This is a genomic window from Lacrimispora sp. (assembly GCF_036758025.1).
Classification (GTDB): domain Bacteria; phylum Bacillota; class Clostridia; order Lachnospirales; family Lachnospiraceae; genus Lacrimispora.
In genome coordinates this window covers 38,683-63,252 of the sequence record NZ_DAIOXM010000011.1, presented here as the reverse complement: position 1 = coordinate 63,252, position 24,570 = coordinate 38,683, and the positions used below count along the sequence as shown (strand labels likewise).

At 44.2% G+C, this 24,570-nt stretch carries 23 protein-coding genes; 3 read left to right on the top strand and 20 right to left on the bottom strand.

From position 1 onward, the window contains the following. Window positions 1-178 precede the first annotated feature (178 nt). The 11 genes from V7M78_RS11085 to V7M78_RS11035 all read right to left on the bottom strand — a co-directional run bounded on the left by V7M78_RS11085 (window position 179) and on the right by V7M78_RS11035 (window position 12,102). Entirely contained in the window at window positions 179-787 is a 609-nt protein-coding gene (locus V7M78_RS11085) for a GNAT family N-acetyltransferase (RefSeq protein ID WP_333649440.1), read from the bottom strand. Beyond that, window positions 741-1,409, bottom strand: coding sequence for an exonuclease domain-containing protein (locus V7M78_RS11080; RefSeq protein WP_333649438.1), 669 nt, complete (start codon window positions 1,407-1,409; stop codon window positions 741-743). Before V7M78_RS11080 ends, V7M78_RS11085 begins: the two co-directional genes overlap by 47 nt. Before the next feature lie 122 nt (window positions 1,410-1,531). Further along, entirely contained in the window at window positions 1,532-2,248 is a 717-nt protein-coding gene (locus V7M78_RS11075; protein WP_333649436.1) for a biosynthetic peptidoglycan transglycosylase, read from the bottom strand. A gap of 329 nt (window positions 2,249-2,577) precedes the next feature. Then, window positions 2,578-3,612, bottom strand: coding sequence for a TRAP transporter substrate-binding protein (locus V7M78_RS11070; RefSeq protein WP_333649434.1), 1,035 nt, complete (start codon window positions 3,610-3,612; stop codon window positions 2,578-2,580). Window positions 3,613-3,684: 72 nt separating this feature from the next. Next, the gene (locus V7M78_RS11065; RefSeq protein ID WP_333649432.1) at window positions 3,685-4,752 is read right to left on the bottom strand and encodes an ABC transporter substrate-binding protein; all 1,068 of its coding nucleotides are present in this window, start codon (window positions 4,750-4,752) and stop codon (window positions 3,685-3,687) included. Between the two features lie 27 nt (window positions 4,753-4,779). Continuing rightward, window positions 4,780-5,835, bottom strand: a complete 1,056-nt coding sequence (locus V7M78_RS11060; RefSeq protein WP_333649430.1) for an ABC transporter permease — start codon at window positions 5,833-5,835, stop codon at window positions 4,780-4,782. A 24-nt stretch (window positions 5,836-5,859) separates the two neighbouring features. Continuing rightward, window positions 5,860-7,386, bottom strand: a complete 1,527-nt coding sequence (locus V7M78_RS11055; protein ID WP_333649428.1) for a sugar ABC transporter ATP-binding protein — start codon at window positions 7,384-7,386, stop codon at window positions 5,860-5,862. A 338-nt stretch (window positions 7,387-7,724) separates the two neighbouring features. Continuing rightward, window positions 7,725-8,756, bottom strand: a complete 1,032-nt coding sequence (locus tag V7M78_RS11050; RefSeq protein WP_333649426.1) for a PDDEXK nuclease domain-containing protein — start codon at window positions 8,754-8,756, stop codon at window positions 7,725-7,727. 129 nt (window positions 8,757-8,885) lie between these two features. Further along, on the bottom strand, window positions 8,886-9,728 hold the full coding sequence (locus V7M78_RS11045; protein WP_333649565.1) for a response regulator transcription factor: 843 nt from the start codon (window positions 9,726-9,728) through the stop codon (window positions 8,886-8,888). Window positions 9,729-9,738: 10 nt separating this feature from the next. Then, window positions 9,739-11,229, bottom strand: coding sequence for a sensor histidine kinase (locus V7M78_RS11040; RefSeq protein ID WP_333649424.1), 1,491 nt, complete (start codon window positions 11,227-11,229; stop codon window positions 9,739-9,741). 297 nt (window positions 11,230-11,526) lie between these two features. Beyond that, window positions 11,527-12,102: a LytTR family DNA-binding domain-containing protein gene (locus V7M78_RS11035; protein WP_333649422.1), complete on the bottom strand. Its 576-nt coding sequence runs from the start codon at window positions 12,100-12,102 to the stop codon at window positions 11,527-11,529. 159 nt (window positions 12,103-12,261) lie between these two features. On the opposite strand from V7M78_RS11035, the gene V7M78_RS11030 reads away from it, so the two are divergent. Then, window positions 12,262-12,462: a hypothetical protein gene (locus V7M78_RS11030; protein WP_333649420.1), complete on the top strand. Its 201-nt coding sequence runs from the start codon at window positions 12,262-12,264 to the stop codon at window positions 12,460-12,462. Window positions 12,463-12,525: 63 nt separating this feature from the next. Here the strand turns inward: V7M78_RS11030 and V7M78_RS11025 are convergent, their stop codons facing one another. From V7M78_RS11025 to uxuA, 3 genes are all read right to left on the bottom strand, one after another. Next, window positions 12,526-14,559 (bottom strand): methyl-accepting chemotaxis protein, encoded by a 2,034-nt coding sequence (locus tag V7M78_RS11025; RefSeq protein WP_333649418.1) that lies wholly within the window; start codon window positions 14,557-14,559, stop codon window positions 12,526-12,528. 227 nt (window positions 14,560-14,786) lie between these two features. Next, window positions 14,787-15,635 carry an SDR family oxidoreductase gene (locus tag V7M78_RS11020; protein ID WP_333649416.1) on the bottom strand — a complete coding sequence of 283 codons (849 nt, stop codon included), beginning with the start codon at window positions 15,633-15,635 and terminating at the stop codon, window positions 14,787-14,789. 18 nt (window positions 15,636-15,653) lie between these two features. Continuing rightward, the gene (uxuA, locus tag V7M78_RS11015) at window positions 15,654-16,709 is read right to left on the bottom strand and encodes a mannonate dehydratase (protein ID WP_333649414.1); all 1,056 of its coding nucleotides are present in this window, start codon (window positions 16,707-16,709) and stop codon (window positions 15,654-15,656) included. A gap of 187 nt (window positions 16,710-16,896) precedes the next feature. On the opposite strand from uxuA, the gene V7M78_RS11010 reads away from it, so the two are divergent. Then, the gene (locus V7M78_RS11010; protein ID WP_333649412.1) at window positions 16,897-17,793 is read left to right on the top strand and encodes an AraC family transcriptional regulator; all 897 of its coding nucleotides are present in this window, start codon (window positions 16,897-16,899) and stop codon (window positions 17,791-17,793) included. Here the strand turns inward: V7M78_RS11010 and V7M78_RS11005 are convergent. Next, window positions 17,790-18,125: a branched-chain amino acid transporter permease gene (locus V7M78_RS11005; RefSeq protein ID WP_333649410.1), complete on the bottom strand. Its 336-nt coding sequence runs from the start codon at window positions 18,123-18,125 to the stop codon at window positions 17,790-17,792. The two genes, V7M78_RS11010 and V7M78_RS11005, sit on opposite strands and share 4 nt — an antisense overlap. Continuing rightward, a complete protein-coding gene (locus tag V7M78_RS11000; RefSeq protein WP_333649408.1) occupies window positions 18,122-18,829 on the bottom strand; it encodes an AzlC family ABC transporter permease in 708 nt (235 codons plus the stop codon). Before V7M78_RS11000 ends, V7M78_RS11005 begins: the two co-directional genes overlap by 4 nt. A 102-nt stretch (window positions 18,830-18,931) precedes the next feature. On the opposite strand from V7M78_RS11000, the gene V7M78_RS10995 reads away from it, so the two are divergent. After that, window positions 18,932-19,849, top strand: coding sequence for a radical SAM protein (locus V7M78_RS10995; protein WP_333649406.1), 918 nt, complete (start codon window positions 18,932-18,934; stop codon window positions 19,847-19,849). Between the two features lie 727 nt (window positions 19,850-20,576). Here the strand turns inward: V7M78_RS10995 and V7M78_RS10990 are convergent. The 4 genes from V7M78_RS10990 to bilS form a co-directional block, all read right to left on the bottom strand. After that, window positions 20,577-21,230, bottom strand: a complete 654-nt coding sequence (locus V7M78_RS10990) for a hypothetical protein (protein WP_333649404.1) — start codon at window positions 21,228-21,230, stop codon at window positions 20,577-20,579. Window positions 21,231-21,342: 112 nt separating this feature from the next. Further along, window positions 21,343-21,966, bottom strand: coding sequence for an RNA polymerase sigma factor (locus tag V7M78_RS10985; protein ID WP_333649402.1), 624 nt, complete (start codon window positions 21,964-21,966; stop codon window positions 21,343-21,345). Between the two features lie 206 nt (window positions 21,967-22,172). Further along, entirely contained in the window at window positions 22,173-24,035 is a 1,863-nt protein-coding gene (gene ftsH, locus V7M78_RS10980; protein ID WP_333649400.1) for an ATP-dependent zinc metalloprotease FtsH, read from the bottom strand. Window positions 24,036-24,059: 24 nt separating this feature from the next. Then, window positions 24,060-24,563 carry a flavodoxin family protein BilS gene (gene bilS, locus V7M78_RS10975; RefSeq protein ID WP_333649398.1) on the bottom strand — a complete coding sequence of 168 codons (504 nt, stop codon included), beginning with the start codon at window positions 24,561-24,563 and terminating at the stop codon, window positions 24,060-24,062. Window positions 24,564-24,570: the final 7 nt, after the last annotated feature.

Here is a 24,570-nt window from a genome sequence, read left to right as displayed (position 1 = left end):
AAAAAAAGATACCGGAAACAGTCTATGCGTTCATTAAGAACACCTATACCTTCCTGGCATCTGTTTTCATCAAATCTATTTCTGTGATTCCTGTAATTCTTTTTCAGTGGTGACTTCTGTCAGCCGTTATAAAAAGTATACAAAAAAATCGGCTCTTCGTCAATGGATTTCATGATTTCTATAGTCTTTTTAACAAAATATCCCTCACATATCCGCCGTACTTTTCTTTGGTCAGAACAACTTTGTAGCCCTGCATGACCGCATTCTTTTTACTATAGATATTTTCCGGATGAATCGTACACATCAGGTACTTATATCCCTGATTTTTCAGTTCTTCCTCTGCAGCCTGCATCATCGTATGCTGAAGACCGTTTCCCCTGTACTGAGGAAGAATGGCAATGGTATCCATATGAGCCACCTTCTCCAGTTCTTCGCCGGCAAGTCCTATGTCCCGCCCCAGATTTTCTTCTCCGTTTCCGGGAAGCACTCCAAGAAAAACTCCGGCCAAGGCCCCAGACTCCTTTTCAAAAGCCTTATATCCCAGGCCCCTGCCCTCTTCCAGTATCCGGCAGATTGTTTCTGAATCATCTGCCGCAAACCATTCTTTTTGTTCCATCTGAAGCCAAACCTCCCGGATCACAAAGGCCAAAGTTTCATAATCGCCGGGAGCAGCCTTTTCAATCAAAAACTCCATAACCCCCAGGGGGCTCTCTCTTTGCCCAAAGGGCATATTCACCTTATCAGACATTTCTCGTAAAACGGCATTTGGGGTAATTGGAGCAGCCATAAAATTCTCCAAACTTTCCGCTTCTGCGTCTTAACAAACTTCCGCACTGAGGGCACACCTCTGTTTCAACTGTTTTTAACAGCTTGCCCATGTGCTCATAACACTGCTGGTTCATGATGCAATCATTTAACGCTCTGTGAGCGCCTTCTGTCTCTATCTGAAAATGAGCTGAAATATCGGTCAGACGGTAACGCCTAAGCTGAGGCAGGCATGCCTTTGCCATGTATAGGGTATCCACATAATCATTGACCACATCCTTTTTAAGCAGCTCTTCTGCCGCACGGTAAAGGAAAAGCAGATCAAAGGACTGGATATTGTGCCCGACTAAAATCTCTCCTTCTATAAAGGACATAAAATCCGGCAAAACCTCCTCCAGCCGCGGGGCTTCCCTGACCATCTCATCGGTAATGCCGTTTACATTGGTGGCGCCGGCGGGAATATGAGTGCCAGGGTTTACCAGAGTTGAGAATTCTTCCACCGGCTTATGCCCTTTCACCTTAATAGCGGAAATCTCAATAATGGAATCTTCCTCCGCACTGATGCCCGTTGTTTCTAAATCAAAAACCACATAATCTTCTATGTATTGGTCCAGACGTCTGCCTGTTAAATCTCTGACAGCCATAGTTTCCTCCATTCTGTATATGAAAATTGATTACAATGTTACAACAAAATTTTAACATAACTTCGCGGAACTGACAAGAAAAAGCGGCACCACACCCAATGTGCAATACCGCTTCCATACCATTATTGAACAGCTACCATCTGGGCTGCCACTGTCTCCGCCTCTTCCCGGGAAAAATACCCGCAGGCTTCCATTCTCTGAAGTACCTTTTTCTGCCTTTTTTCTGCCAGTTCAGGATTCTTTGTAGGGGCATATTTGGAAGGTGCATTGGGGATTCCTGCCAAAAGGGTGCTTTCATATTCTGTCATATCCTCCGGTGCCTTTTGAAAATAGCCCTTGCTGGCTTCACCCACCGTATAATATCCTTCTCCAAAATAAATTCCGTTTACATACAGCTCAAAAATCTCTTCCTTCGAATAGTTTCTTTCTATATCAAAGGCCATAAATACCTCAGCCGCCTTTCTGGAAAAATCTTTATCCTGACTGAAATACATATTCTTAGCCAACTGCTGAGTGATGGTACTTCCACCCTCCACAAGACTCATAGCTCTGATATCATTTATAGCCGCACGGGTAATTGCAATAAGATCAATTCCGCCGTGACTGTAAAAACGGTGATCCTCCACCGACAGCACTGCATTTACATAAACCTGGGGCAGGTCTTCAAATTCCGTGAAACCTTCCTTTGCCTGAATGGCCTCCACCTGTTCCTTAAGCCCCGTCTCCTCCAGGGCCTCCCGGTACAGTTGATAGCCTTGATATGATATGGTGAATCCAGTCAAAAGAAAGACTGCCAGCAGTAAAAATACTATTCGTTTGAGCAATATTCCAATTTTCATAATTTCACTGCCTCCTTTTCTAAAATCATGTCTTTTGCTTCTGAATTCATTGTATCATAGACTTCTATTAAAAATAGTAATAATTCCTTATATTTTTCTGAAAGTTACTGGTAGATTCTGTCAAAAGTATTACCATTTCTTACAAACTTATGAAACAGCAGGAACACTTATCCCTCTATTTAAAATGTCTCATGGTAAATTACTTCAGGAAGCTGTAAATGGCCGCCCTGAAACTTATAAACCCCTTGCAGAGGCTGAAAATAAAATGGCCAAAGCCTGAAATAAATAGGAAAGGGGTGCAGCCGCACCCCTTTCCTATTTTATCTTCATCATTGAATCTCTTCAATCCGATTTATAATATCTATATAATCCTTCCCAAACTTCTGATAAATAGTCATCGCCATAGCCCGGAACCTGATCTGTTCTATGTGTGACAGTTCGGTCACGATACAGCCCTTTTTCAGAAGCCTTTCCTCTGCCTCTTTCTCCCCCTTGGCCCAAAGTTCTCTTTCATAAACAGAAGATTTCTTTGCACATTCCATGATGATTTTCCGGTCTTCCTCCCCCAGCTTATTCCAGGTAGCCTCAGACACAAGCTGAAGCTCAGGGATGCGGTTATGGCCGTCTACCGTCATGTATTTCGCCACTTCAAAATGCCCCATGGATTCATAAGAAGGCCAGTTGTTTTCTGCTCCGTCTATTCTTCCTGTTTCCAGGGCTGCATAGACTTCGGAATAGGCCATAGGAACAGGCTTTGCCCCCATAGCTTCAACCATCTTGCTCATCAGATCCGACTCTGCAACCCGGATTTTCATCCCCCGGATATCCTCCAGCCGTTCTATGGGTTTTACAGAATTATAAAAATGCCTTGCTCCGGCGTCATACCAGGACATTCCTACCACTCCGCTGCCTTTTAGGCCTTCCATGAACTCCTGTCCGATATCTCCATCCAGGGTCTTCCACATATGGTTTCCGTCTCTATACAAATAAGGAAGCTGAAGCACATTTAACATGGGCACCGCAGTACCCATAGTCATGACGGAAACTCGGGCAAAGTCCACGCCTCCAAACTGAAGCTGCTCTAAGACAGATATTTCATCTCCCAGCTCTCCTCCGAAAAATACGTTTATCTTAATCCGTCCCTTTGTCTCCTCATATACCAGATCTGCAAACTTCATGGCTCCTCTGGTAGTCGGATAATCCTGAGGCTGGTTTTCCGCATAGGTAAAGATAAATTCCGGACTTATTCCATTTTTCTCCTTTAGCCAAGGGAAGCTGCCTCCGCTTTTTCCCACTGCCAGAGCCATGGTGCCTGCTGCCAGAACTCCGCATAATCCAATGAACAAAACAACTGCCTTCTTCATTATGAACCTCCAAAGGAGCTGCTGCTCAGGCAGATGAATCATCTACCTTTGCAACAGCCCCTGCTGACTTTTTTATGGATTTACAATACCCTGGATTTCTTCAGTATCTACATTGTTGATGTCTACTAAAGCTACACCGGTATCAATAGCTTTTTCTGCTACTGTTTCGCCGTTTGCTAAATCAAGAGCAGTCTTAACTCCGTCATAACCCATGAAATACTGACGCTGTACTACAGAAGCAACATCATATTCACCGGAACGGATCATAGTTTCAATCTCTGCGGAGAAGTCAAAGCCGACCATAGTAACATCGGTACGTTTTGCTTCTGTAAGGCCTGTTACGAATCCAACAGTAGAACCGTTGTTAGGACCGAATACACCCTTGATGTCAGGATATGTGGTAAGAAGATCCTGGCAGAAACCTACTGCCTTGCTGATATCGCCTTCATTTACCTTAATATCATCATTCAGTACTACCCATTTTTCAGGAGCATTTTCTTCCCAATACTCGTTAAAGCCCTTTACACGGTCAATGATGGTCTGAGAACCTGTAGAACCAACCTGAATACCGATCTGAGCAACTTCATCTTCAGAAATTCCTCTGTCTTTCAATCTGCGGATCATTTCATCAGCTGCTGTCTTTCCTGCCTCTACGTTGTCGGTCAGAAGAGCTGCGCTGTAGTTTTCACTTTTAATAACAGTATCAACCAGGACTACCGGTATACCAGAGTTGAATGCCTCTGTAATCGGTGCATCCAGAGAAACGCTGTCAAGTGGTGCAATAACAATTCCTGATGCCTGAGCTGAAACTGCGTTCTGAAGAAGAGTAAGCTGTCCTTCGATGTCAGATTCCAGGGCAGTTCCTACTACTACTACCTTGCAGCCCAAGTTCTTTCCTGCCTGCTCAGCACCTGCCTGGAGCACGCTCCAATACTGGTTGCCCAGAACCTTAACGATTACATAAATCGTCTTGTCACTGTTGTCCACTGCTGCTACACTTCCTGCCTCAGTCTCTGCTGCTGCCTTTGTTGTTTCCTGAGGAGCTGCTGTTGTAGGTGCCTCTTTGCTGCCGCCTGCACAGCCTGTCAGTGCTGACATTGCCAATGCTCCTGCAAGTAAAACTGCTGTTAATTTTCTCATTTCTTCCTCCTTTTATCTGCTCACGGTTTATTTAGACATACCGAAAAAGCGCTTGATTGAATTTAAGTTTCCACCCCTGTTGGCAGTCTGAGAAGCAACCGCAATTAACAGGATAAAACCTACAATTACCTGCTGCCAGAAAGAGTTCACTCCATTTAAGTTTAACCCATTTCTGATTACACCCATCATCAATGCTCCAATTACTGTATTGAGGATTGTACCTTCACCACCAAGAATGGAGATACCACCCAGAACGGAAGCTGCAATTGCCTCCATTTCATATCCGTTTCCTGCTGTAGGCTGTGCACTGGAAAGGCGGGAAGCCACCAGGATACCGCAGATTGCAGCGGACAAACCGGAGATACAGTAAGCGAACATACGGGTTTTTACGGCATTGATACCGGAAAGCTTGGCTGCCTCTAAGTTAGAACCGCAGGCATAAATCTGACGTCCGATTCTCATTTTGGAAAGCACAATGCCTAAGATAATAGCATAAACCAAGGTAATAATAACGCTGTAAGGAAGGCCGTTGCCTCCGATTCTTCCTCCGCCCAGTACATAAAACTGCTTCTGTACTGCTTCTGAAGGAATGTTTGTGGTATAAAGAGGAGCGCCGTTTACCAAAACGTTAGCCATACCTCTATATACCCATTGGGTCGCCAGCGTCGCCACAAAGGGCACAACTCCAAGGATTTCAATGAAAAATCCATTCATAACACCTGTCAGTATACCCATTGCCAGACAGAATATGATACATACCCACAAGGGAAGTCCCTGAGTCAGAAGGCTTACCATGATAATACCTGATAAAGCCATGGAAGCTCCGGCAGATAAATCGTTTCCGCCGCAGACAAGACAGAAGGTCAATCCGCATCCGATGATGGTATAAGTAACAATCTGCTGCAGAAGGTTCTGCAAGTTGGCAGCCGCCAGAAATTTATCCGGTTTGAGAAGGGAAAACAGGACAAACAGTCCAATGAGAATTCCCATGGAATAAATCGCTCTTCTGGTAGCGGCATCTAATTTTCCAAAAGAACTGCCGCTCTTTGCTTTCTTTTCTATTTTTGTATTTAACTCAGCCATTATTCTTCTTTTCCTTTCATGCTCTTAGTTCAACTGAAGCTTGGGAGCCGGTTTTCCCTCCAGCTTGTTATAGCCTGCCGCCAGATAGAGAATCTGTTCCTGAGTGGCTGTCTTCGCATCCAGCTCTCCGTTGATCTCTCCCTGATGGATTACCAGAATCCTGTCACTCATTCCAAGTACCTCAGGAAGCTCTGAGGAAATCATGATAATGGCTACTCCCTGGTCACTCAGCTTGTTAAAAAGCTCGTACACTTCAAACTTCGCTCCTACGTCAATTCCGCGGGTGGGTTCATCGACTATGAGGACTTTTACATCATTGCAGAGCCATTTTGCCAGTACCACCTTCTGCTGGTTTCCTCCTGATAAGTTTCTGCAAAGCTGATGAATGCTGGGAGTCTTGGTGCGGAGAAGATCTACATACTTCTGGGCATTTTCCGCTCCCGCCTTGTCATCAAGGAATCCAAAATGGGTGAGGTTTGGCAAGTGAGCCATGTTAGTGTTATATTTAATATCAAGACCTAAAGCCAGACCGTCTCTCTTACGATCCTCCGTAGCATAGCCGATACCGTGACTGATGGCCTGAATAACGGAATTGATTTTCACCTGTTTTCCGTCAATCCAAAGGTCCATGGTGTCCGGTCTGTCTGCACCAAAGATACAGCGCATAAGCTCTGTCCGTCCCGCTCCTACCAGACCGGCAATTCCAAGGATTTCTCCTTTTCTTACAAAGAAATGGTCTGCGTTTACCTTATTGCCGCGGCGTACATTCTTCGCCTCTAAAACCACTTCTTTTATGGTTCTTTTATGCTTTGGATATTTATCTTCAAGGGATCGTCCTACAATCATATTTACCAGCTCATCCATGGAGATTTCGGACAAGTTCCTGGTTCCTATATACTGGCCGTCACGGATAACAGTAACGCGCTGGCATATCTGGTTTAACTCGGCCATACGGTGAGAGATATAAACCATTCCCACGCCTTTTTCCTTCAGCCTGCGGATAATTCCAAAGAGCTGCTCCACTTCCCTCTCTGTCAGGGTAGCCGACGGCTCGTCTAAAACCAGGATTTTAGAATTAAAACTGATTGCTTTTGCAATTTCCACCATCTGCTGCTGGGCAATGCTTAAGCTTCCCACACGGGAATAAGTATTCAGCTCGATTCCCAGGTCGTCCAGTATTTTCTTCGCTTCTTCATGCATGAACTTATCATCAATGAAAATACCTTTTGTATGGGCTCTTCCAATAAATATATTATCAGCCACACTCAAATGGCCGCACATGTTCAGCTCCTGCATGATAATGCTGATACCCAGGTCATGGGCCTTGGCAACGGAATCGATGGTCACCTTTTCCCCTTCAATGAATATCTCACCCTCATCTGCACGGTGTACTCCTGACAGGATCTTCATAAGTGTGGACTTTCCTGCGCCGTTCTCTCCAACAAGCCCAAGAACTTCCCCTTTATTTACAGTAAGGGAGACTTTATCGAGAGCCTTTACTCCGGGAAAGCTTTTGCTGATCCCTTCCATTCGAAACAGCTCCTGTTCCATATCCCGTCCTCCTTCCTTTTTCACGATCATGTCTTGGGGACATGATTACTGACTTATTGACTTTACTATCTGATTATATCTGTTATGGGAATGGAATTCTATCGTAACATTTTATCATTCCTAGTAAATTCTTAGCTTTTTGTATTGTAAAAAAAACTTGGTATAAAAAGACAGTATGTGTAGGATTGGAGATGAATTTTACTGCAAATCGCAGACGGAAACAGCGGCTGCACAAGATAAATCCTGTACTGCCGCCGCATATTATATATTTTTTATTCTCTCATTACATTGGTGCATACCTTCTCTTTTTCCCGCCAATATCCGCAAAAACAAATAAATCATTCAAATTCTCCCTCGTCATCCTCTAAGCCTTCTGCCAATTCACGCAGTTCACGCAGTTTATTTTCCAACAATGACTTCTGTGGCAGATGGGTTTGATATTCTGCAATCAATGCCGGTGACATACTGCGGCTTAAAGCATACTCCACAACCTCATCGTCCTTTCTGGCACAGAGTATCAGCCCAACACTTGGATTTTCATTCGGTTTCCTCACATCCCGATCAAGGGCTTCCAGATAAAATTCAAGCTGCCCAAGATGTTCCGGTTTAAAGCGGCCAATTTTTAATTCAATTGCAACCAAGCAGGAAAGTTCACGGTTATAGAAAAGCAGGTCTATGTTAAAGTCTGTGTTACCAACTTGCACTCGGTATTCCTCACCAACAAACGTAAAGTCCCGGCCAAATTCAAGAATAAAATCACGCAGATTGGAAATGATGGCTTTTCGCAATTCCTTTTCTTTATGATGTTCCGGAACATCAAGAAATTCAAGCACATAACTATCACGCAATGCAGTCAATCCGGTATTACGCGACAGAAACATCTGATTCTTCTCTACAGAAATCATCGTCCGCTCATATAGGCCGCTGTCAATTTGCCGTTCCAATTCCCGTTTGGAGTAATTGTTTTTTGATGAGAGAAGTAAATAAAACTCTCGTTCCTCATCACTTTTTGCAGCCATCATTATCAAGATATTATTCGTCCAGCTAATTTCTCTCACCAGTGGTGAGAGTTTTTCATTTCCCTCATATGTTTCATAAAACTGCTTCATACGCCAGATATTTTGCGGTGAAAATCCCTTGATTCCTTCAAAGTGTGACTGAACAAATCTGGAAAATTCCTGAACCACTGATTTCCCCCAACTGCCAGAAGTTACCTTTTCGCTGATATAATGACCGATTTCCCAGTACATTGAGATTAGCTCCCTGTTTACTGCCCGGAAAGCATTTTCACGAGCATGCTTGATGATAGAAACAATCTCCTCAAAAGCGAATGTGTTATCTGGAACCTGTTTTTTAACATCGGATTTCATGTTTAAGCCCCCCATCCCTTTGTTGATTTCTAATACTATTTCATTATTTTCCAATAATTATAGCATGTCTATCATAGAAAAACATGTTTAATCAGAATTTAATCTGCTTTAGCAAAAGAAGTTAATGTATCAGGTGATTTTATTCAGCACATCCATCCGGTACTCCGAAGGATTCATCCCCGTAAGCCTCCGGAACACCTTAGTAAAATAATTGGAATCAGGATAGCCTACTCTGGTTCCCACATCCTTCACGTTCACATTTGGCTGGCAGAGGAGTTTTTTCGCCTCATTGATCCGGTACTCCGCCAGATAGGAGGTAAAGCTCTGTCCGAACTGCAGCTTGAACATCTTACAAAAATAAGGCTCTGAATAGCCCACTGCCCTGGCGGCATCGTGCATAGATATTTCCTGCATGTAGTGACTGCGCACATACTCTTCCACCATAGAGGTCATGACCGACAGACGGGTATTGGTTCCATCTTCTTCCCTTTCCTCCAGGACCTCCTCCTGCCAAACCTTTTCCTCTTCAAGAAAAAACCGGAAATTCCTCTTTATGATTTCTTCATCCACAGCAGCCCCTGACCGCCACTTCCGGTATTGTTCCGCCAGCCTTAAGGCCTCCCCCGCCACATTGATGATCTCCATTCTGGAGTAAGGCTTCAAAAGATATTCCATGGCACCTACAGAAATGGCCTTCTTAGCATAATCAAACCGGTCATATGCCGTGAGAAAGATGATACAGCACTCCGGACTTTCTTTCCGTATGGCCTCTGCAGCCTGAATTCCATTGAGCCCAGGCATCCCGATATCCAAAATAACGATCTGGATATCCTCTTTTAAAAACACCTCCACAGCTTCATTTCCATTCTCCGCTTCCCATATCACGCACTGGCCCTCAAATTTCTTTTGAAGTGTTTTTTTCAGGACCTGCCTCTCAATCAATTCATCTTCTGCAATGAGCAAACCAAACATCTGCCGCACCCTATCCCTTCCTCTTCCCAAATTCCATCTGAACTACAGTTCCGCACCCTTTTCTGCTGTCCAGCAGCACATTTCCATTCTCGTAATAGGCCATAATCCTCCTGTAAATATTTCCCAGACCGATTCCAAGCCCCTTCCCCCTTGCCGTCAGAGCCTTTTGTATTTCCTTAAGATGCTCCTCATCCATTCCCTGTCCCGTATCAGCAACCGAAATCCACATTCCCTCATCCTTCTTTTTGATACGGATATAGATAGCCCCGCCCTTTTCCTTCTCTGAAATTCCGTGGATCACCGCATTCTCAACTAAAGGCTGGAGAATAAACACCGGAACCTCTTCCTCCCACAGTTCAGGGTCACAGTCCACATGCCACCGGATTCTGGCTCCAAAACGCATTCGCTGGAGATACATATAATCCTCCACCACCTTAAGCTCCTGCCCAAGAGGGGTAAATGCATTGGAGGTCCGGATGCTGTACCGCAATAGATTGCTCATGGACACCAGCATCTCCTCTGTCACAGGTGCCTCTTCTGCCTGAGCCATGCGGGTTATCATATTCAAGGTATTAAACAGGAAATGAGGATTTAACTGGCTTTTGATCAACTGAAGCTGAGCCATGGAAAACCTCTGCTCCAGTTCAGAGCGCTCCAGCTCCTGCCGGTGCAGGCGGTCTTCCATGATCCGCTTCTCCTCCGCTGCCGCCAGATAATCTTCCGTGGCATGTCTCATTTTATTAAATGCGCTGACCAGGTGTCCAATCTCATCCTTGCCATCCCATTTTACATCAGCACCGGTAAAATCATTTTTTTCAATCCTCCGGGAGGATACTGCCAGCTCCATCAGAACCTTTACAATGCTTCCGGTAATAAACCGCAGCTCTACCACCAGGAGGAAAAAAGCTGCTACGCTGATTACAAACAGCAGATAGGGCATCCGCCTAAGGCCGGGAACCTGGGATTCATAATAATCATTGCCTTCTGTAAGGACTGCCCTGGTCAGGCGGGCGGCATAGGTATCCAAATATTCCTGCATGCTGTAGGCCTTGTAAAGCTCCCTGATATAGCCGTCGTCTCCCGCTCTCATGGAAAGAATCTTTTCCTTCTGCTTTTCATATTCCCCATAGGAGTTAAATATATTCCAGGTGATGCCGTACCGCACCTCTCCCACTTGGTCATAGTCATAAGGCAGCTTTTTTAAATGCCCCTCCACCTCTTTGCGGGAACTCTCATAAGCCGCTTCATTTTCCGGAGTCCTGTTCATGGCAAATTTGGCAAATTGATCGGCCTCACTTCCCAGGGAATCCTGGAATTTATAACAGGATAAATTATCATCCATGATCATCTGCACATTATCAATAAAGAAATAAACCACCTGTAAATTAATATAAATAGAAGCTGCCATCATAAGCGCCACGCTGCCGATTATGACATACAGCTTTTTTCTAAGTGTCATGTGATACCAGATATCAAGTATTCTTTTCTTCGCCTTCTCCACTGTATTCCCCTTTCTTAAAATCTGGTCCTGCTGGGGTTACTATAAGAAAAAGGGAAATAGGTGTCAAGAAAGGAAATTAAATATTAAGAAAATCTTAATATTTGCAGCAGCAGAACCGGCTGATTTCTGCTGCCTGCCCCGAACTTTACAGAATAAAAGATGTGATTTCAGATATGCTCTGCCGACAATTCAAAAATATTTCACTTTTCGGGCAGATACAACCATATCACCGGATTGAAACAACGACAATCCCCGTTGCCTATTTTAACTGTATTATTGCACTTTTTCATCTTTTTTCTACAATATCATACTATTTTCCTCAATAAACTTCCCGTAATTCCGTTCAAACATCTTCCTTCGTCCATCATTTATGTATAAAACTTCTCCATTTACCATTTCAACCGTCTCTCCCTCCACGTTCCTGATATGCTGCATATTTATGATGTTATGGCGGTTGATCCGGATAAAAAGATTCTTCGGAAGCTTTCCCTCTTCCTCATCAAGCCTTGCCTTGATCCGCAGTCTGCCTCTTCCCACCACAATGCTGGTTTTCCGCTGATAGGACTCCAGATAAAAAATGTCCCTGGTATCGAAAACCCGTATTTTCCCGTTAAAGAATGCAGTATATTTTATTACGCTGCGGCTGACCACTCTCCTTCTCACAGCACTTTCCCGTCTGGTGATTTCCCTCCAGGAAACAGCCTTTTTCTTCCGGTAAATCACGATCACATCATATGGCGTGTCCTCCATGGCCGCAAAAGGCTCCTCCGTTGAAAAACAGTCAATTTTAAAAAAACTGTTGTCATTATCACGGCAATACCTCATCACCAGGTCCTGCAGTTTTTCCTGATCCGTACAAAAAGCAATTTTCATCTCATCATTTCTCCCATAGCCATATCATTTTTGTAAACCTCAAAATACCCCTTTAAAATAACGTTTTTAAGGTTCTTTTGTAACGCAAAAAAGTTGACTGCAGACAGCGAATAGATTGCTTTGTTTTTTCTCACACTAAGAATGAAAGGAGGATTCGAAATGAAACAGGAAAAAAAGAAGCAAGAAAATAAAAAGCAGGAAACAATATATTCCAAGGATGATTATGAAATCGACATCCAGGCATGCTCTACTACAGACTGTACCGGCCTGATCCCCGCAGCACCGGAAACAGAAGCTGAACTGGAGGCATATGAAGACCTTTACCCATACATTCCCCGGGTAAAGTCCATAAAGGACTGATAAAAAACAGACAACCATCCGCCAATGAATGGTTGTCTGTTTTTATTCTATAATCCCAAATTTTTATCTGGTTTTGAACGTGCTCATAGACTGACGCAGTCCCTCAGCCTGGCTGGAAAGCTCTTCGCTGGCTGCGGCGCTTTGCTCTGCAGTAGCGGAGTTACTCTGAACCACAGAAGATATCTGCTCAATTCCCATGGTCACCTCAGTAACTTTTTCACTTTGCTGCTTTAATTCCTCTGCTGACTGTTCAATAGCCAAAACCATGGTTCTGGTCTCTGAAAGAACTCCGCTTAAGGTATCTCCCGTAGAAGCTGCAATCTGGGTTCCCTTTTTAACAGCCTCAATGGTGTCAGCCACTAAGCTGGAGGTATCCTTGGCTGCATTAGCACTCTTTCCTGCTAAGTTGCGGACTTCGTCAGCAACAACAGCAAAGCCTTTGCCTGCCTCCCCTGCTCTGGCTGCTTCAACAGCCGCATTCAGCGCCAGAATATTGGTCTGGAATGCAATGTCCTCGATAAGCTTGTTCACCTTTTCGATTTCCTTGGATTTCCGGTTAATCCGCTCCATGGATTCCATCATTTCCTGCATCTTCTGGTTGCCGTTTTCCATAGCAGTGCCAACACGTCCAGCCTGTTCATTGACTCCTTCGACAGTCTTTACGGTGCTCATAATGCTGTTTGATATCTCATTGACTGAAGAGGAAAGCTCCTCAATGGAGGCAGCCTGCTCCACAGCTCCCTGACTTAAATTCTGGGCTCCCTGGGATACCTGATAGCTGCTCTTTGCCACTTCCTCAGCAGACCTGTTTATGGATTGCACGGTCTTGGAAAGCAGATCCTCAGTCCTATCAATGGAATCCTGAATCACCTTGAAATCTCCCTGAAATTCCATGGAAACTGATTTGCTGAAATCTCCGGAAGCCACATTTCCCAAAACAGAAGAAATCTCGTCGATATAGGAGCGGACGCTGTGGACGGAATTGGTGATCTCCTGTGCCAGCATACCGATCTCATCCTTATGTTTGATCACTGGAACCTCACTGGATAAATCTCCTTCCGCAAACAATCCCATCCGCTTTGCAATGGCTGATAAAGGACTTGCGATAGAGCCTGCAAACCAGAAAGCAAGGAAACAGCCCACTACAACGGAAACTACTGCAAACAGAGTCATAGCAAAGATTACCGTTTGAATAGAAGTGGTGGTTTCATTAATGGGAGCTACCACGGCCAAAGCCCAGCCATCGCTGCCTTCTACCGGACTATAATAGCAGAACCGGCTTACATCCTTATAATCATACTGTCCGATGCCGCTTCCGCCTCCGATGATTGTCTGATACATACGTCCGGCTGAAGCATAGGATTTATCCGTTTTTGCAAATTCAATAAAATTCTGGCGTTGGGAAACCAGCTCCGGTGTCATATTGGCAATGATGGTTCCTGTATAATCAACCAGGATTGCATTGCCGGTTTTTCCGATTCTGAGATCCTTAATCAACTCGCTTAACGTATATCCGTCATAGGTTGCAAGAAGAATTCCATATTCATAAGGAGTCGCCACCCGGATCACCAGCTCATTGTTGCTGTCAAACTCCGTAGTGGAAATAATGGTCTCTCCGTTTAAGGCTTTAGTTATATATTCTTTATCTATGTAGCTTTCCCCCACGCCTTCTCCGGATGCACTCCGGATCACAGCGCCCTCCCGGTTGAGCACTTCAAGGTTCTTATAACCGTAAAGCTTACACTGATTGGCAAGATACTCAGTCACAACCCTGGAGTTAATGGACTTCAAACTCCCTCCCTGTGCACTGGCTTCAATGCTTGTTTTCATCTGGGTCAGATGATTCTCCACCAGGCTGCTGACCAGGATACCTGTGGATTTTAAGTCACTCTTTACAACATCTGTAATCCCTTTGTAGCTGACAGAAATACTGATTGCCATATTAGCCGCAGCTAATACCAAAATGATAGAAATAATGAACATGGTCATCTTCAGTTTCAATGACTTTAGTTCGAACAGCGCTTTAAATTTTCTCTTTGTCCCCTTTGCTGCTTTTAATGCCTTTCGCTTCTGCTTCTTGTCCACCAATGCTTTCATTGTGCTCTACTCCTAACTTCGTCTTTTGTAAGCAAAAAATATTACATTTTCAAATGATGTTATCTATTATACGACATCTTGTAACTATTTGTCAAGATTGGCAAAAGATGTAAAAATATTTTCTTTAATTTTCAAACAAAAAAAAAATTATAGTAAATTCTAAAAACAAATACAAAAAGAACCCCCTCATATCCGCATCTAAAAAGCAAATAAGAAGGGGCTGAAATTTAAACACCTGAATAGGCTGAAAATCCTCCGTCTACAGGCAATACCACACCCGTAATGAAGCCTGCTGCCTGGTTGTTCAAGAGAAACAGCAGCGCACCGTTAAGCTCATGTGCCTCTCCGAACCGTTCCATAGGAGTCGCAGCCAGGATTTTGTTTGTTCTCGGCGTAGGAGAACCGTCCTCATGAAACAGAAGTTTTTCATTCTGTTTTGTCACAAAGAATCCCGGAGCAATGGCATTTACCCGAATGCCAGCCTTGGAAAAATGAACTGCCAGCCACTGGGTAAAATTACTGATAGCTGCTTTTGCCCCGCTGTAAGCCGGAATCTTGGTCAATGGGGTAAAAGCATTCATGGAAGAGATGTTTAAAATGCTGCATCCCTCCCTGCCGATCATGTCCTTTGCAAAAATCTGGCATGGAAGCAGGGTTCCAAGGAAGTTTAAATTAAAGACAAATTCCACACCGGACTGGTCCAGGTCAAAAAAGGACTTGGTTTCTGCCTCAATGTCTCCCATTTCAAAATATTCCTTATCCGTGTTGGCCTTGGGACTATTTCCCCCTGCCCCGTTTATGAGAATGCTGCAGGGACCCAGCTCTGAAAGAATCCTGGCGTGAACCTCCTCTAAACTTTCCCGCTGCAGCACATTGGCCTTATAGGCAGCTGCCGTATAGCCTGCTTCTGTAATGGAGGAAGCCACCTTCTGTGCAGCCTCTTCATTTAAATCCAGTACTGCCACCTTTGCTCCTGCCTCTGCGAGAGTCTGGGCAAACATGCCGCAGAGAATTCCGCCCGCTCCGGTAACTACTGCCACTTTGCCGCTTAAATCCGTTCCAAATGTCAATGCCATGGCCATAATCCTTCTTTCTTATTTGCTGGTTTTTTCAATAGCTTCCCAAAGACCGTTTAAGTAAGTAGCTCCAAGAGCACGGTCATAAAGTCCGTAGCCTGCACGTCCTGTTTCGCCCCAGATCATACGGCCGTGGTCAGGACGCATATAGCCGGTAAAGCCATTGTCGTGAAGGGCCTTTAAAATGGCAAACATGTCCAAAGAGCCGCAGGAGGATAAATGAGCTCTTTCCTCAAAGCCCTTGTTGTCCTCAAGAACTGCCACATTTCTTGCATGTACAAAGTGAATGCGTCCCATAGCAGCGTATTTTGCAGCCATCTTCACCACGTCATTCTGGTTGGAACAGCCTAAGGAACCGGTGCAGAGAGTAATACCGTTATGCTTGTCATCCACCAGCTTTAAGAAACGGTCTAAGTTCTCCTCGCAGGTAATGATTCTGGGAAGTCCAAAAATGCTCCAGCATGGATCGTCCTCGTGGATTGCCATGTTGACATCGTATTCTGCCGCCACCGGAATAATGGCTTCCAGGAAATATTTTATGTTGTCCCAGAGATTATCTTCTGATAAAGCGTTATATTCACTTACGATCTGCTTTAATTCATCTCTGGTATAGCTGGAATCCCAGCCGGGAAGAGTCAAATCGCTTTCACTTTCCAGAGGATTTACCTGATCCACCTGATCCTGATAGTAAACCAGAGTGGTTGAACCATCCTCTAACACGTGGTCTAACTGGGTTCTGGTCCAGTCAAATACAGGCATGAAATTGTAGCAGATGCATTTTACTCCTGCTTCCGCCACCCGTCTGATATTTTCGCAGTAATTGGCAATATACTTGTCTCTGGTGGGCTTTCCAAGCTTAATGTCCTCATGAACCGGAATGCTCTCGATCACATCAAAGCCAAGACCTGCGTCTTCCACTTCTTTTTTTAGGTGGGCAATGGTTTCCCTGCTCCAAATCTCTCCAACCGGAACATCATAAACTGCTGTTACGATGGAGCTCATGCCGGGAATCTGGCGGATGTTCTGCAGTGTAACCTTGTCGTCGTCTCCGTACCATCTGAATGATAATTTCATAGAAATACCTCCTTGTTTTGGAATTAAAATTAATAATCACATTCCTGTCTTATGGATTCAGTATATACAAAGCGGGGCATCATTACCATGGTTTTATTTGCCGTTAACATTGCAAAACTTGCGGTTTTATTTTATAATCTTAGGGAAGCTGAAAAAGAAAATTTCTAACATGAAAGAGGAATTTCCATTGAAAAAAGAATTGTCCACCGGCTTTAATGAACGGCAATATATGAATTCAGGAGAATTTGAAGTGTTTTTCTATAAAGATATGGATTTAAGCCGGATCGTAAATCACAGCCATCCTTATTATGAAATGTTTTTTTTCATGAGCGGGGATGTGAGCTATGAGGTGGAGGGCATTCAGTACGACTTGCAGTACGGCGATTATCTGCTGATTCCTCCCGGAGTAAAGCACCATCCCATCTTCCGTTCCAACAGGGAAACGTACCAGCGCTTCGTGCTTTGGATCAGTGACCCGTATTATCAGTCCATGTGCTCCTGGTCTGAGGACTTTTCCTATGGTTTCAATTATGCCTTGGAACATAAGCATTACCATTTCAGCATGGATTTTGTGGTATTTCAGGATATACAGAGCCGCCTTCTGGACTTATTGGAAGAAATACACGGAAACAAGCCTTTTCAAAGGCTGAGTGCAGAGCTTCAGGTTCATTCCTTCCTGCTGTTTTTAAACCGGATTACCTATGAAAATCTTCACCGGATTCCCGCTGTTTATGAAAATGTGCTTTATTTAAACCTCTGCGATTACATCAACAACCACCTGGGAGAGGATTTATCCCTAGACCGTCTGGCCGCCTTTTTCTATGCCAGCAAGTACCATATTTCTCATGTGTTTAAAGATAACATGGGAATTTCCCTCCACCAGTACATCATAAAAAAGCGGCTTCAAGCCAGCAAAAATGCCATTTTATCCGGAATTCCCTTGGGAGAGCTGTGCCACCAGTACGGTTTTTCCGATTACACCAGCTTTTACCGGGCCTTTAAAAAGGAATTCGGCCTCTCTCCAAAGGAATTCAAGGAACAGAAATTCCTGCCTGAAGGATATGAGAACTATTCAGGAAACTAACGGAATACGGTCTGGGTCAGCACCATATAAAGGGCTGTACCGGCTCCAATGCTTAACAGGGAATTTCCTTTATAAAGGTGAAGGGCCGTAATGACAAGGATGGAGATAATCTCAGGAAGCCCGTAAGGAAAGGCAAAAACATCCATTCCCCTTAAGCAGTAAACCACCAAAAGTCCGATGGTGGCATAAGGAAGGGTAAGACTTAGATAATGAATGTACCTTGGAGTCTTTTTCCCCGCGGGAAACAGGAAAAAGGGAAGAAAACGGGTGATAACCGTAGCCAGCATCATAACTGCCGCAATCATAAGATATTTTATAGTATCCTGGTTCATAGCCGCTTCTCCTCTCTCTTTTCCTTAAAATACCAGGCCGTAATAATGGTCAGAATCAAAATCATGGCAGGTATAATAAAAACACTTTGACCAAAGACTGCCACACACAAGGCCGAGGCACCCACTCCTGCAAGAGCCGCCTTATGCCCCTGTCCCGACTTCCATTGATCTACAAAGATTACCACAAAAAGAGCGGTCAGGGCAAAATCCATTCCTGCAGTATCAAAACGGATCAGCCCGCCTGCCAGGCTGCCGATGAGGGCCCCCGTCACCCAATATAAATGATCCAAAAGAGAGGCAAAAAAGTAGACATGATACTTATTAATGCCCTCGGGAACCTCTTCATTACAGAGAACGGAAAATGTTTCATCGGTCAGGGCAAATATCAGATATGGCTTTAACTTTCCCCCATCCTTATACTTATCCAGCATGGAAAGGCCGTAAAACAAATGTCTGGCATTTAGCATTAAGGACATAAAAAAAGCGTACCAGGGATTGACCACTGCCGCAAAAAATGTGATTCCAAGATACTGGAGGCTTCCGGCGTATACAAATATGCTGATCAAAACAGCCCACCAGATTCCGTACCCATTGACATTCATCAAAATTCCATAGGCCGTTCCCAGAACCAGGTAACCGGCCATGACCGGAACCGTCTTTGGAAACGCATAACGCAAAGCAGCCATTGATTTCGTTTCTCCCATTTTTATCACTCACCTGTACTTAATATTTTGCATGAACCTAAAAAACGTTTTCCCACTATATTAATGCACAAATTTCACTTTGTCAATATCAGGAGATATTTCATGAACCGAAAAAAACCATACCAGTCCTGCAGCTTATGTCCCAGAAGCTGCAAGGCAGACCGCCGGGTGACCACCGGCTTCTGCGGCTGCAAGGACACCGTAAAGGCGGCCAGGGCCGCACTCCACCACTGGGAAGAGCCCTGCATCAGCGGAAGTCAGGGAAGCGGAACCGTGTTTTTTTCCGGCTGTACCTTAGGATGCTGCTTCTGCCAGAACCACTCTATCAGTCAGGAGCATTTCGGAAAAGAGCTGACAGTCCCCCAGCTGGCCCGGATCTTCCTGGACCTTCAGGAAAAAGGAGCCCATAACCTAAATCTGGTCACCGGAACCCAGTACATTCCTTCTATTATGGAAGCCTTAGATCTCATCAAACCCAGGCTTTCTATCCCAGTGGTTTATAACTGCGGAGGGTATGAATCAACAGAACTCATCAGGGAGCTGGAGGAATATGTGGATATCTGGCTTCCCGACTTAAAATATTACAGCTCCAGCCTTTCCTCACGCTACAGCAAGGCAGCCGATTACTTTGATATAGCTTCTAAGGCCATTAAGCAGATGATCAGCCAGACCGGAGCCCCGGAATTCGATGCCTCTGAAACCCTGATGAAAAAAGGTGTTATCATACGCCATATGGTTCTTCCCGGCGCAAGAGAGGATTCCATCCGCCTCCTTCACTGGCTGAAGGAAGAGCTTCCCCAGGGAATGTATTACATCAGCCTTTTAAGCCAGTACACCCCATTTTACCGCAGCAAGGACTTTCCGGAAATCAACCGCAGGATCACTTCTTATGAATACAATAAGGTTCTGGAGGAGGCAATCCGCCTCGGCCTGACCCAGGGCTTTATGCAGGAAAAAAGCAGCGCAAAAGAAGAATACACGCCGCCCTTTGATCTGGAAGGAATCCAGCCATATATATAAACGCAAATAGAAACGGATAACGACTGCCAATATTCCAAGCATTCGTTATCCGTTCTTCGTCATTATGTCATCCAATGGTCTTGATACCTCTTTTCCTTCTCATGTTTCTCTGTATTGGTATACATTAACATGATCTATATTAAATTTTTTTCCGCTCCCCGTCGTTATACACCAGCTTCATGGATTATCGTTTCTTCTCCTTCTATATTCATTCGCACATACAACAAATTATATGATATCTTTCGTTTTCGTCCAAAATCTTATACGGTTTCTCCATGAATTCTATCTTTTTAATCAATGATTTTATACTGCAAAGATTGGCTTTTAACATCGGTAGATTGGGATTTTCCTATTGTTCCATTTATAAAATTATAAATGAAACGAAGCTAAACTTTTTGGTGGACTGTACCTCCTTCCATAAATTTTCACTTCTTACTTCCTATAACTGTGGGGTCCCCTTTGTTATGGCTTTATTATATCGTACAAGTTTCTATTTGTCAATACTATTTTAAAATTATTTTTATATAATTTGTTAAATTTCAAATTGTATATAACTTTTTAGATATTATATTCAATTTATTCAGATAAATAAAAAACATATTTTTGCTTTTATTTGAACATTTCAGGTTTTTCTATCATGTATATACAAAAGAAACAGTGTCAAATGTTTCTGCACCTGGCACTGCTTCTTTTCTTTCTATAAATAAAATATCACTTATTTAAAGAATCATGATTCTGCATTTATTATTTCCTTTGCCATATTCACCAAAACATCAGATTCTAAATGATCAAAGGTAGACAGCAGATAATCCACGCCGTTCTCATTCCAGCCCACCCATTTGAAAGTCTTGCGCTCCACTTTGCTGCTGCCATAGCTGATCATCAACTTTCCTTCTTCTTCAAGTTTTAAATCTTCCTCAGATGGTTCTGCGTCAGGAGGTAAAAACAGATAATTACTCTCAGAAATATTCAGACTGATATCCTGATAAATCTCTTGTACTCCTTTTGGTTCCTCTAAAATCCAGCTCTGCTGCTCATGGATGCTAAGTGATACACTGCCATTTTCCCCTTCATACATGGCATAGATTTCAGGAAACGCAGACAATGGATTGCCGTTTTCATCCATTCCTGTCACCTCTGTCATATTCCCCTCTTTGAAGATCATTCCATTAGAAAATTCCGCCACCATCTTAGGAGAAGCCTTTATTTGCTTTTTTGCTGACTGAAGCAGCGCTTCTTTGGAATAAACGATTTGATTTCTATCTGATACGCTCAGTGTTCCTGTAATCTTGCCTGCCGCCACTGCCGTAACCGTTCCGATTACCATGACTGCTGCCACTGCAGCTGCCGTTGCCACTGCATTTTTCCTTTTAAATTTCATAACACCACTCCTCTGCCTTATTTTTTGATGGATTTCTGCAAGACATTGACCGCCTTTTCCTGTCTCCGGATTTATCCCATCTATTTCAGCTTTTATAATATGCCTTAATTGATCATCCAAAATCCTGTCCATGGTAAAATCCCCTTTCCTTTTCCCTGATTTTTTCCGTCTCCAATAAACCTTTTAACAGCTTTCTCGCCTTATATAGGCGGGATTTTACTGTTCCTTCCAAGGTTCCGGTAATGTCTGCAATCTCTCTGATACTCAATTCATTGTAATAATAAAGAAGAATAACCGTACGGTATTTGATGTCCAGACGTCCCAGGGCCATCCTGATTTCTTCGGCTGTCTCTGATTTCAAAACAGTTTCCAGGGGTCCGGCAGCCTTTCCATCTATACGGATGCCTTCCGCACTCCCGGTACCTTTTTCATAATCCAGTATACCTTCAAACGAGACCTCTGACCTCCCCCTTTTTCTTCGTTCAAACCGCCAGGCTGTTCTGACCATAATCTGATACAGCCAAGGCTCAAACCGCTCCGCCTGTTTCAGCTTTGACCTGTAAAGAAAGCATTTCACAAATGTTTCCTGTAAAATATCTTCGCTGTCGTTCCGGTTGCCGGTGATAAAATATGCCATACGGTACAGCTTTGGAGAACAGGAACGGTACAATTGGTCAAACGCCTCTTCACTTCCGCTTATCATACTTTCTACCAAAGCTTTGTTTTGTTCATCCATGGCCTGTGTCCTTTCATTTTATAGATGCGCATCTGTTTATTAGAGCCACCCAGTTCCCATTTGGTTCATATTTTCCCGAAATTATTTTAATTCCAGCATTTTAATACACAAAAAAATCGGAGACAGAAACCTCTTCCGTTTCTGTCTCCGATCCTTTTCAATAAAATCCGGGCAGTGTTTCTTCCAGCTTTCATTAAAAATAAATGTTATATCTCTTCTCTCTTAAATATTTCCATAAATTCCTCTCCGGTAATAGTCTCCCGCTCCAGTAAATACTCTGCGATTTCATGAAGCTTCTTCTCATTATCCTTCAATATCTTAAGAGCCTTCTGATGCTGTTCCCTGATAATCCGGATCACCTCATCATCGATCTTTTTAGCTGTTTTGGAAGAACAGGAAAGAGAAGTATCCCCGCCTAAATATTGGTTGGTCACTGTTTCCAAAGCCACCATATCAAATTCATCACTCATGCCGTAACGGGTTACCATGGCCCTGGCAATTCTGGTTGCCTGCTCAATGTCATTGGCAGCTCCGCTGGTAACGGTGTTAAAAACCAGTTCCTCAGCGGCTCTTCCGCCCGTAAAGGTGGCGATCTTGCTCAGCGCCGCATCCTTTGTCAACAGATGGCGTTCCTCTTCATCTACCTGCATGGTGTAGCCTAAAGCTCCAGAAGTTCTTGGGATAATGGTGATCTTATGGACCGGAGCCGAATCGTTCTGGGAAGCTGCAACGAGAGCATGGCCCACCTCATGATAGGCGATGATCTTTCTCTCACTGACATTGATGGAAGCATCCTTTCTCTGATATCCGGCGATGACCACTTCCACACTTTCCTCTAAATCTCTCTGACCCACCGTATGTCTGCCCAGCCGGACTGCCCTTAGAGCAGCTTCGTTGACAATATTGGCAAGCTCTGCTCCGCTGGCTCCTGCTGTTGCCAGAGCAATTCCGCGGAAGTCCACATCATCAGACAGCTTCACATTTTTGCCGTGAACCTTTAAGATGGCTTCCCTGCCGTTTAAATCCGGCAGCTCCACCGGAATCCGGCGGTCAAAACGGCCTGGCCTTAAGAGGGCCTTGTCCAGAGAATCAGGACGGTTGGTAGCCGCCAATATAACAACGCCTTTTTTGCCGTCAAATCCATCCATTTCAGCTAAAAGCTGATTTAAGGTCTGTTCTCTCTCATCGTTTCCTGAAAATCCGTGACCGTCACGCTTCTTTCCGATGGTGTCGATCTCGTCAATGAACACGATACAGGGAGCCTTGTCAGTGGCCTGCTTAAATAAATCCCGGACCTTTGCAGCTCCCATTCCCACAAACATTTCCACAAATTCAGAACCTGAAATGGAGAAAAACGGCACGTGGGCCTCTCCTGCCACTGCCCTTGCAAGCAAGGTCTTACCCGTTCCCGGAGGCCCTACCAAAAGGGCTCCCTTGGGAAGAGTGGCTCCGATGTCGGCATATTTTTTAGGATTGTGAAGGAAATCCACGATTTCCTTTAAAGCCTCCTTGGCTTCCTCCTGACCGGCCACGTCCCGGAAGGTCTTTCCGGTTTCAGATTCCGCATAAATTTTAGCATTGGACTTTCCAAAGGTCATGGCGTTGCCGCCGCCCATCCTCTTTTGCATCTGCCCCGATAAGAAATTTCCCAAAAACACAAAAATCAGAATAGGAAAAATCCAGGTCAGCAAAAAGGAAATCATGGGAGACATCTGTTTGACAATGGTCTTTTCAAACTGGACATTTTTTTCACGCAACAGCCCCGTCAGCTCTTCATCAGGCCATGGCCCCGTTTTATAAACCTCATACTCCGGCTTACCCTCCCAGTCCGTTTTTCCCGTATCCGATTTAAACTGGATTTCCGTATCAGTCCTTGCAACAGACTGAACCTTTCCCTGCTCCACCATTTCTAAAAACGTGCTGTAAGGCACCTCTGTCACGGATTTAGACTGAAGCCAGGGCACTGCCATGGAATTGAATATAATCATCAGTATGAGAACAATGCTGTAATAAAATATAAATGGTTTTCTTGGACCTTTCTTCAAACCACCATCATCTTTTAATCCCATAAAACCCACCTCCTTTTTCTTCCGTCATTTTTTCAGAACCCCTTCTGCAAACTCACAGGCATTTTGAAAATCCTGTTCATCGGGATGAAGCATGGCATCCTCGTATGCGGCAATCAGATTTCTGATCTGAGGGGTATCGCATACCGCCTGCATCTGTCTGTATTTTTCTAAAACTCTGGGCGCCATCTTTCCTCCGCAGAGAAAACAGCCCAGATATTCATTGTCATCAGGGATAAAAACAGAAACCTGTTTTTCCACCTGCTTAAAATACTCTTTATTTCCGGAAAGCCCGCAGGTGCCGAATAATGCCACCCGCTTACCGTGCAGTCCTGAGAGAAAATCGATTACTTCTGTCGTACAGATTCCCCGGTTGTTCCAGAACCCTACAAAATAAGTATCTGCTTCCTCTCCTCCCAATTCCTCCAGACTGACAATGTCCTTGGATTTTCCCGGGAGCGCTTCAAAAATCTTTACGGCTACTTTCTGAGTGTTTCCGGTTTTACTCGTATACACAACCAAATAATCCATATATTCA

Excerpts from the sequence above, each read along its gene's own strand:
- V7M78_RS11085 (WP_333649440.1), bottom strand. The coding sequence starts at position 787 with ATGGCTGCTCCAATTACCCCAAATGCCGTTTTACGAGAAATGTCTGAT.
- V7M78_RS11000 (WP_333649408.1), bottom strand. The coding sequence starts at position 18,829 with ATGGGAGAAACGAAATCAATGGCTGCTTTGCGTTATGCGTTTCCAAAG.
- V7M78_RS11075 (WP_333649436.1), bottom strand. The coding sequence starts at position 2,248 with ATGAAAATTGGAATATTGCTCAAACGAATAGTATTTTTACTGCTGGCA.
- V7M78_RS11055 (WP_333649428.1), bottom strand. The coding sequence starts at position 7,386 with ATGGAACAGGAGCTGTTTCGAATGGAAGGGATCAGCAAAAGCTTTCCC.
- V7M78_RS10995 (WP_333649406.1), top strand. The coding sequence starts at position 18,932 with ATGAACCGAAAAAAACCATACCAGTCCTGCAGCTTATGTCCCAGAAGC.
- V7M78_RS11060 (WP_333649430.1), bottom strand. The coding sequence starts at position 5,835 with ATGGCTGAGTTAAATACAAAAATAGAAAAGAAAGCAAAGAGCGGCAGT.
- V7M78_RS10985 (WP_333649402.1), bottom strand. The coding sequence starts at position 21,966 with ATGGATGAACAAAACAAAGCTTTGGTAGAAAGTATGATAAGCGGAAGT.
- V7M78_RS11035 (WP_333649422.1), bottom strand. The coding sequence starts at position 12,102 with ATGAAAATTGCTTTTTGTACGGATCAGGAAAAACTGCAGGACCTGGTG.
- V7M78_RS11025 (WP_333649418.1), bottom strand. The coding sequence starts at position 14,559 with ATGAAAGCATTGGTGGACAAGAAGCAGAAGCGAAAGGCATTAAAAGCA.
- V7M78_RS11020 (WP_333649416.1), bottom strand. The coding sequence starts at position 15,635 with ATGGCATTGACATTTGGAACGGATTTAAGCGGCAAAGTGGCAGTAGTT.
- ftsH (WP_333649400.1), bottom strand. The coding sequence starts at position 24,035 with ATGGGATTAAAAGATGATGGTGGTTTGAAGAAAGGTCCAAGAAAACCA.
- V7M78_RS11065 (WP_333649432.1), bottom strand. The coding sequence starts at position 4,752 with ATGAGAAAATTAACAGCAGTTTTACTTGCAGGAGCATTGGCAATGTCA.
- V7M78_RS11080 (WP_333649438.1), bottom strand. The coding sequence starts at position 1,409 with ATGGCTGTCAGAGATTTAACAGGCAGACGTCTGGACCAATACATAGAA.
- V7M78_RS11030 (WP_333649420.1), top strand. The coding sequence starts at position 12,262 with ATGAAACAGGAAAAAAAGAAGCAAGAAAATAAAAAGCAGGAAACAATA.
- uxuA (WP_333649414.1), bottom strand. The coding sequence starts at position 16,709 with ATGAAATTATCATTCAGATGGTACGGAGACGACGACAAGGTTACACTG.
- V7M78_RS11050 (WP_333649426.1), bottom strand. The coding sequence starts at position 8,756 with ATGAAATCCGATGTTAAAAAACAGGTTCCAGATAACACATTCGCTTTT.
- V7M78_RS11045 (WP_333649565.1), bottom strand. The coding sequence starts at position 9,728 with ATGTTTGGTTTGCTCATTGCAGAAGATGAATTGATTGAGAGGCAGGTC.
- V7M78_RS11005 (WP_333649410.1), bottom strand. The coding sequence starts at position 18,125 with ATGAACCAGGATACTATAAAATATCTTATGATTGCGGCAGTTATGATG.
- V7M78_RS10990 (WP_333649404.1), bottom strand. The coding sequence starts at position 21,230 with ATGAAATTTAAAAGGAAAAATGCAGTGGCAACGGCAGCTGCAGTGGCA.
- bilS (WP_333649398.1), bottom strand. The coding sequence starts at position 24,563 with ATGGATTATTTGGTTGTGTATACGAGTAAAACCGGAAACACTCAGAAA.
- V7M78_RS11070 (WP_333649434.1), bottom strand. The coding sequence starts at position 3,612 with ATGAAGAAGGCAGTTGTTTTGTTCATTGGATTATGCGGAGTTCTGGCA.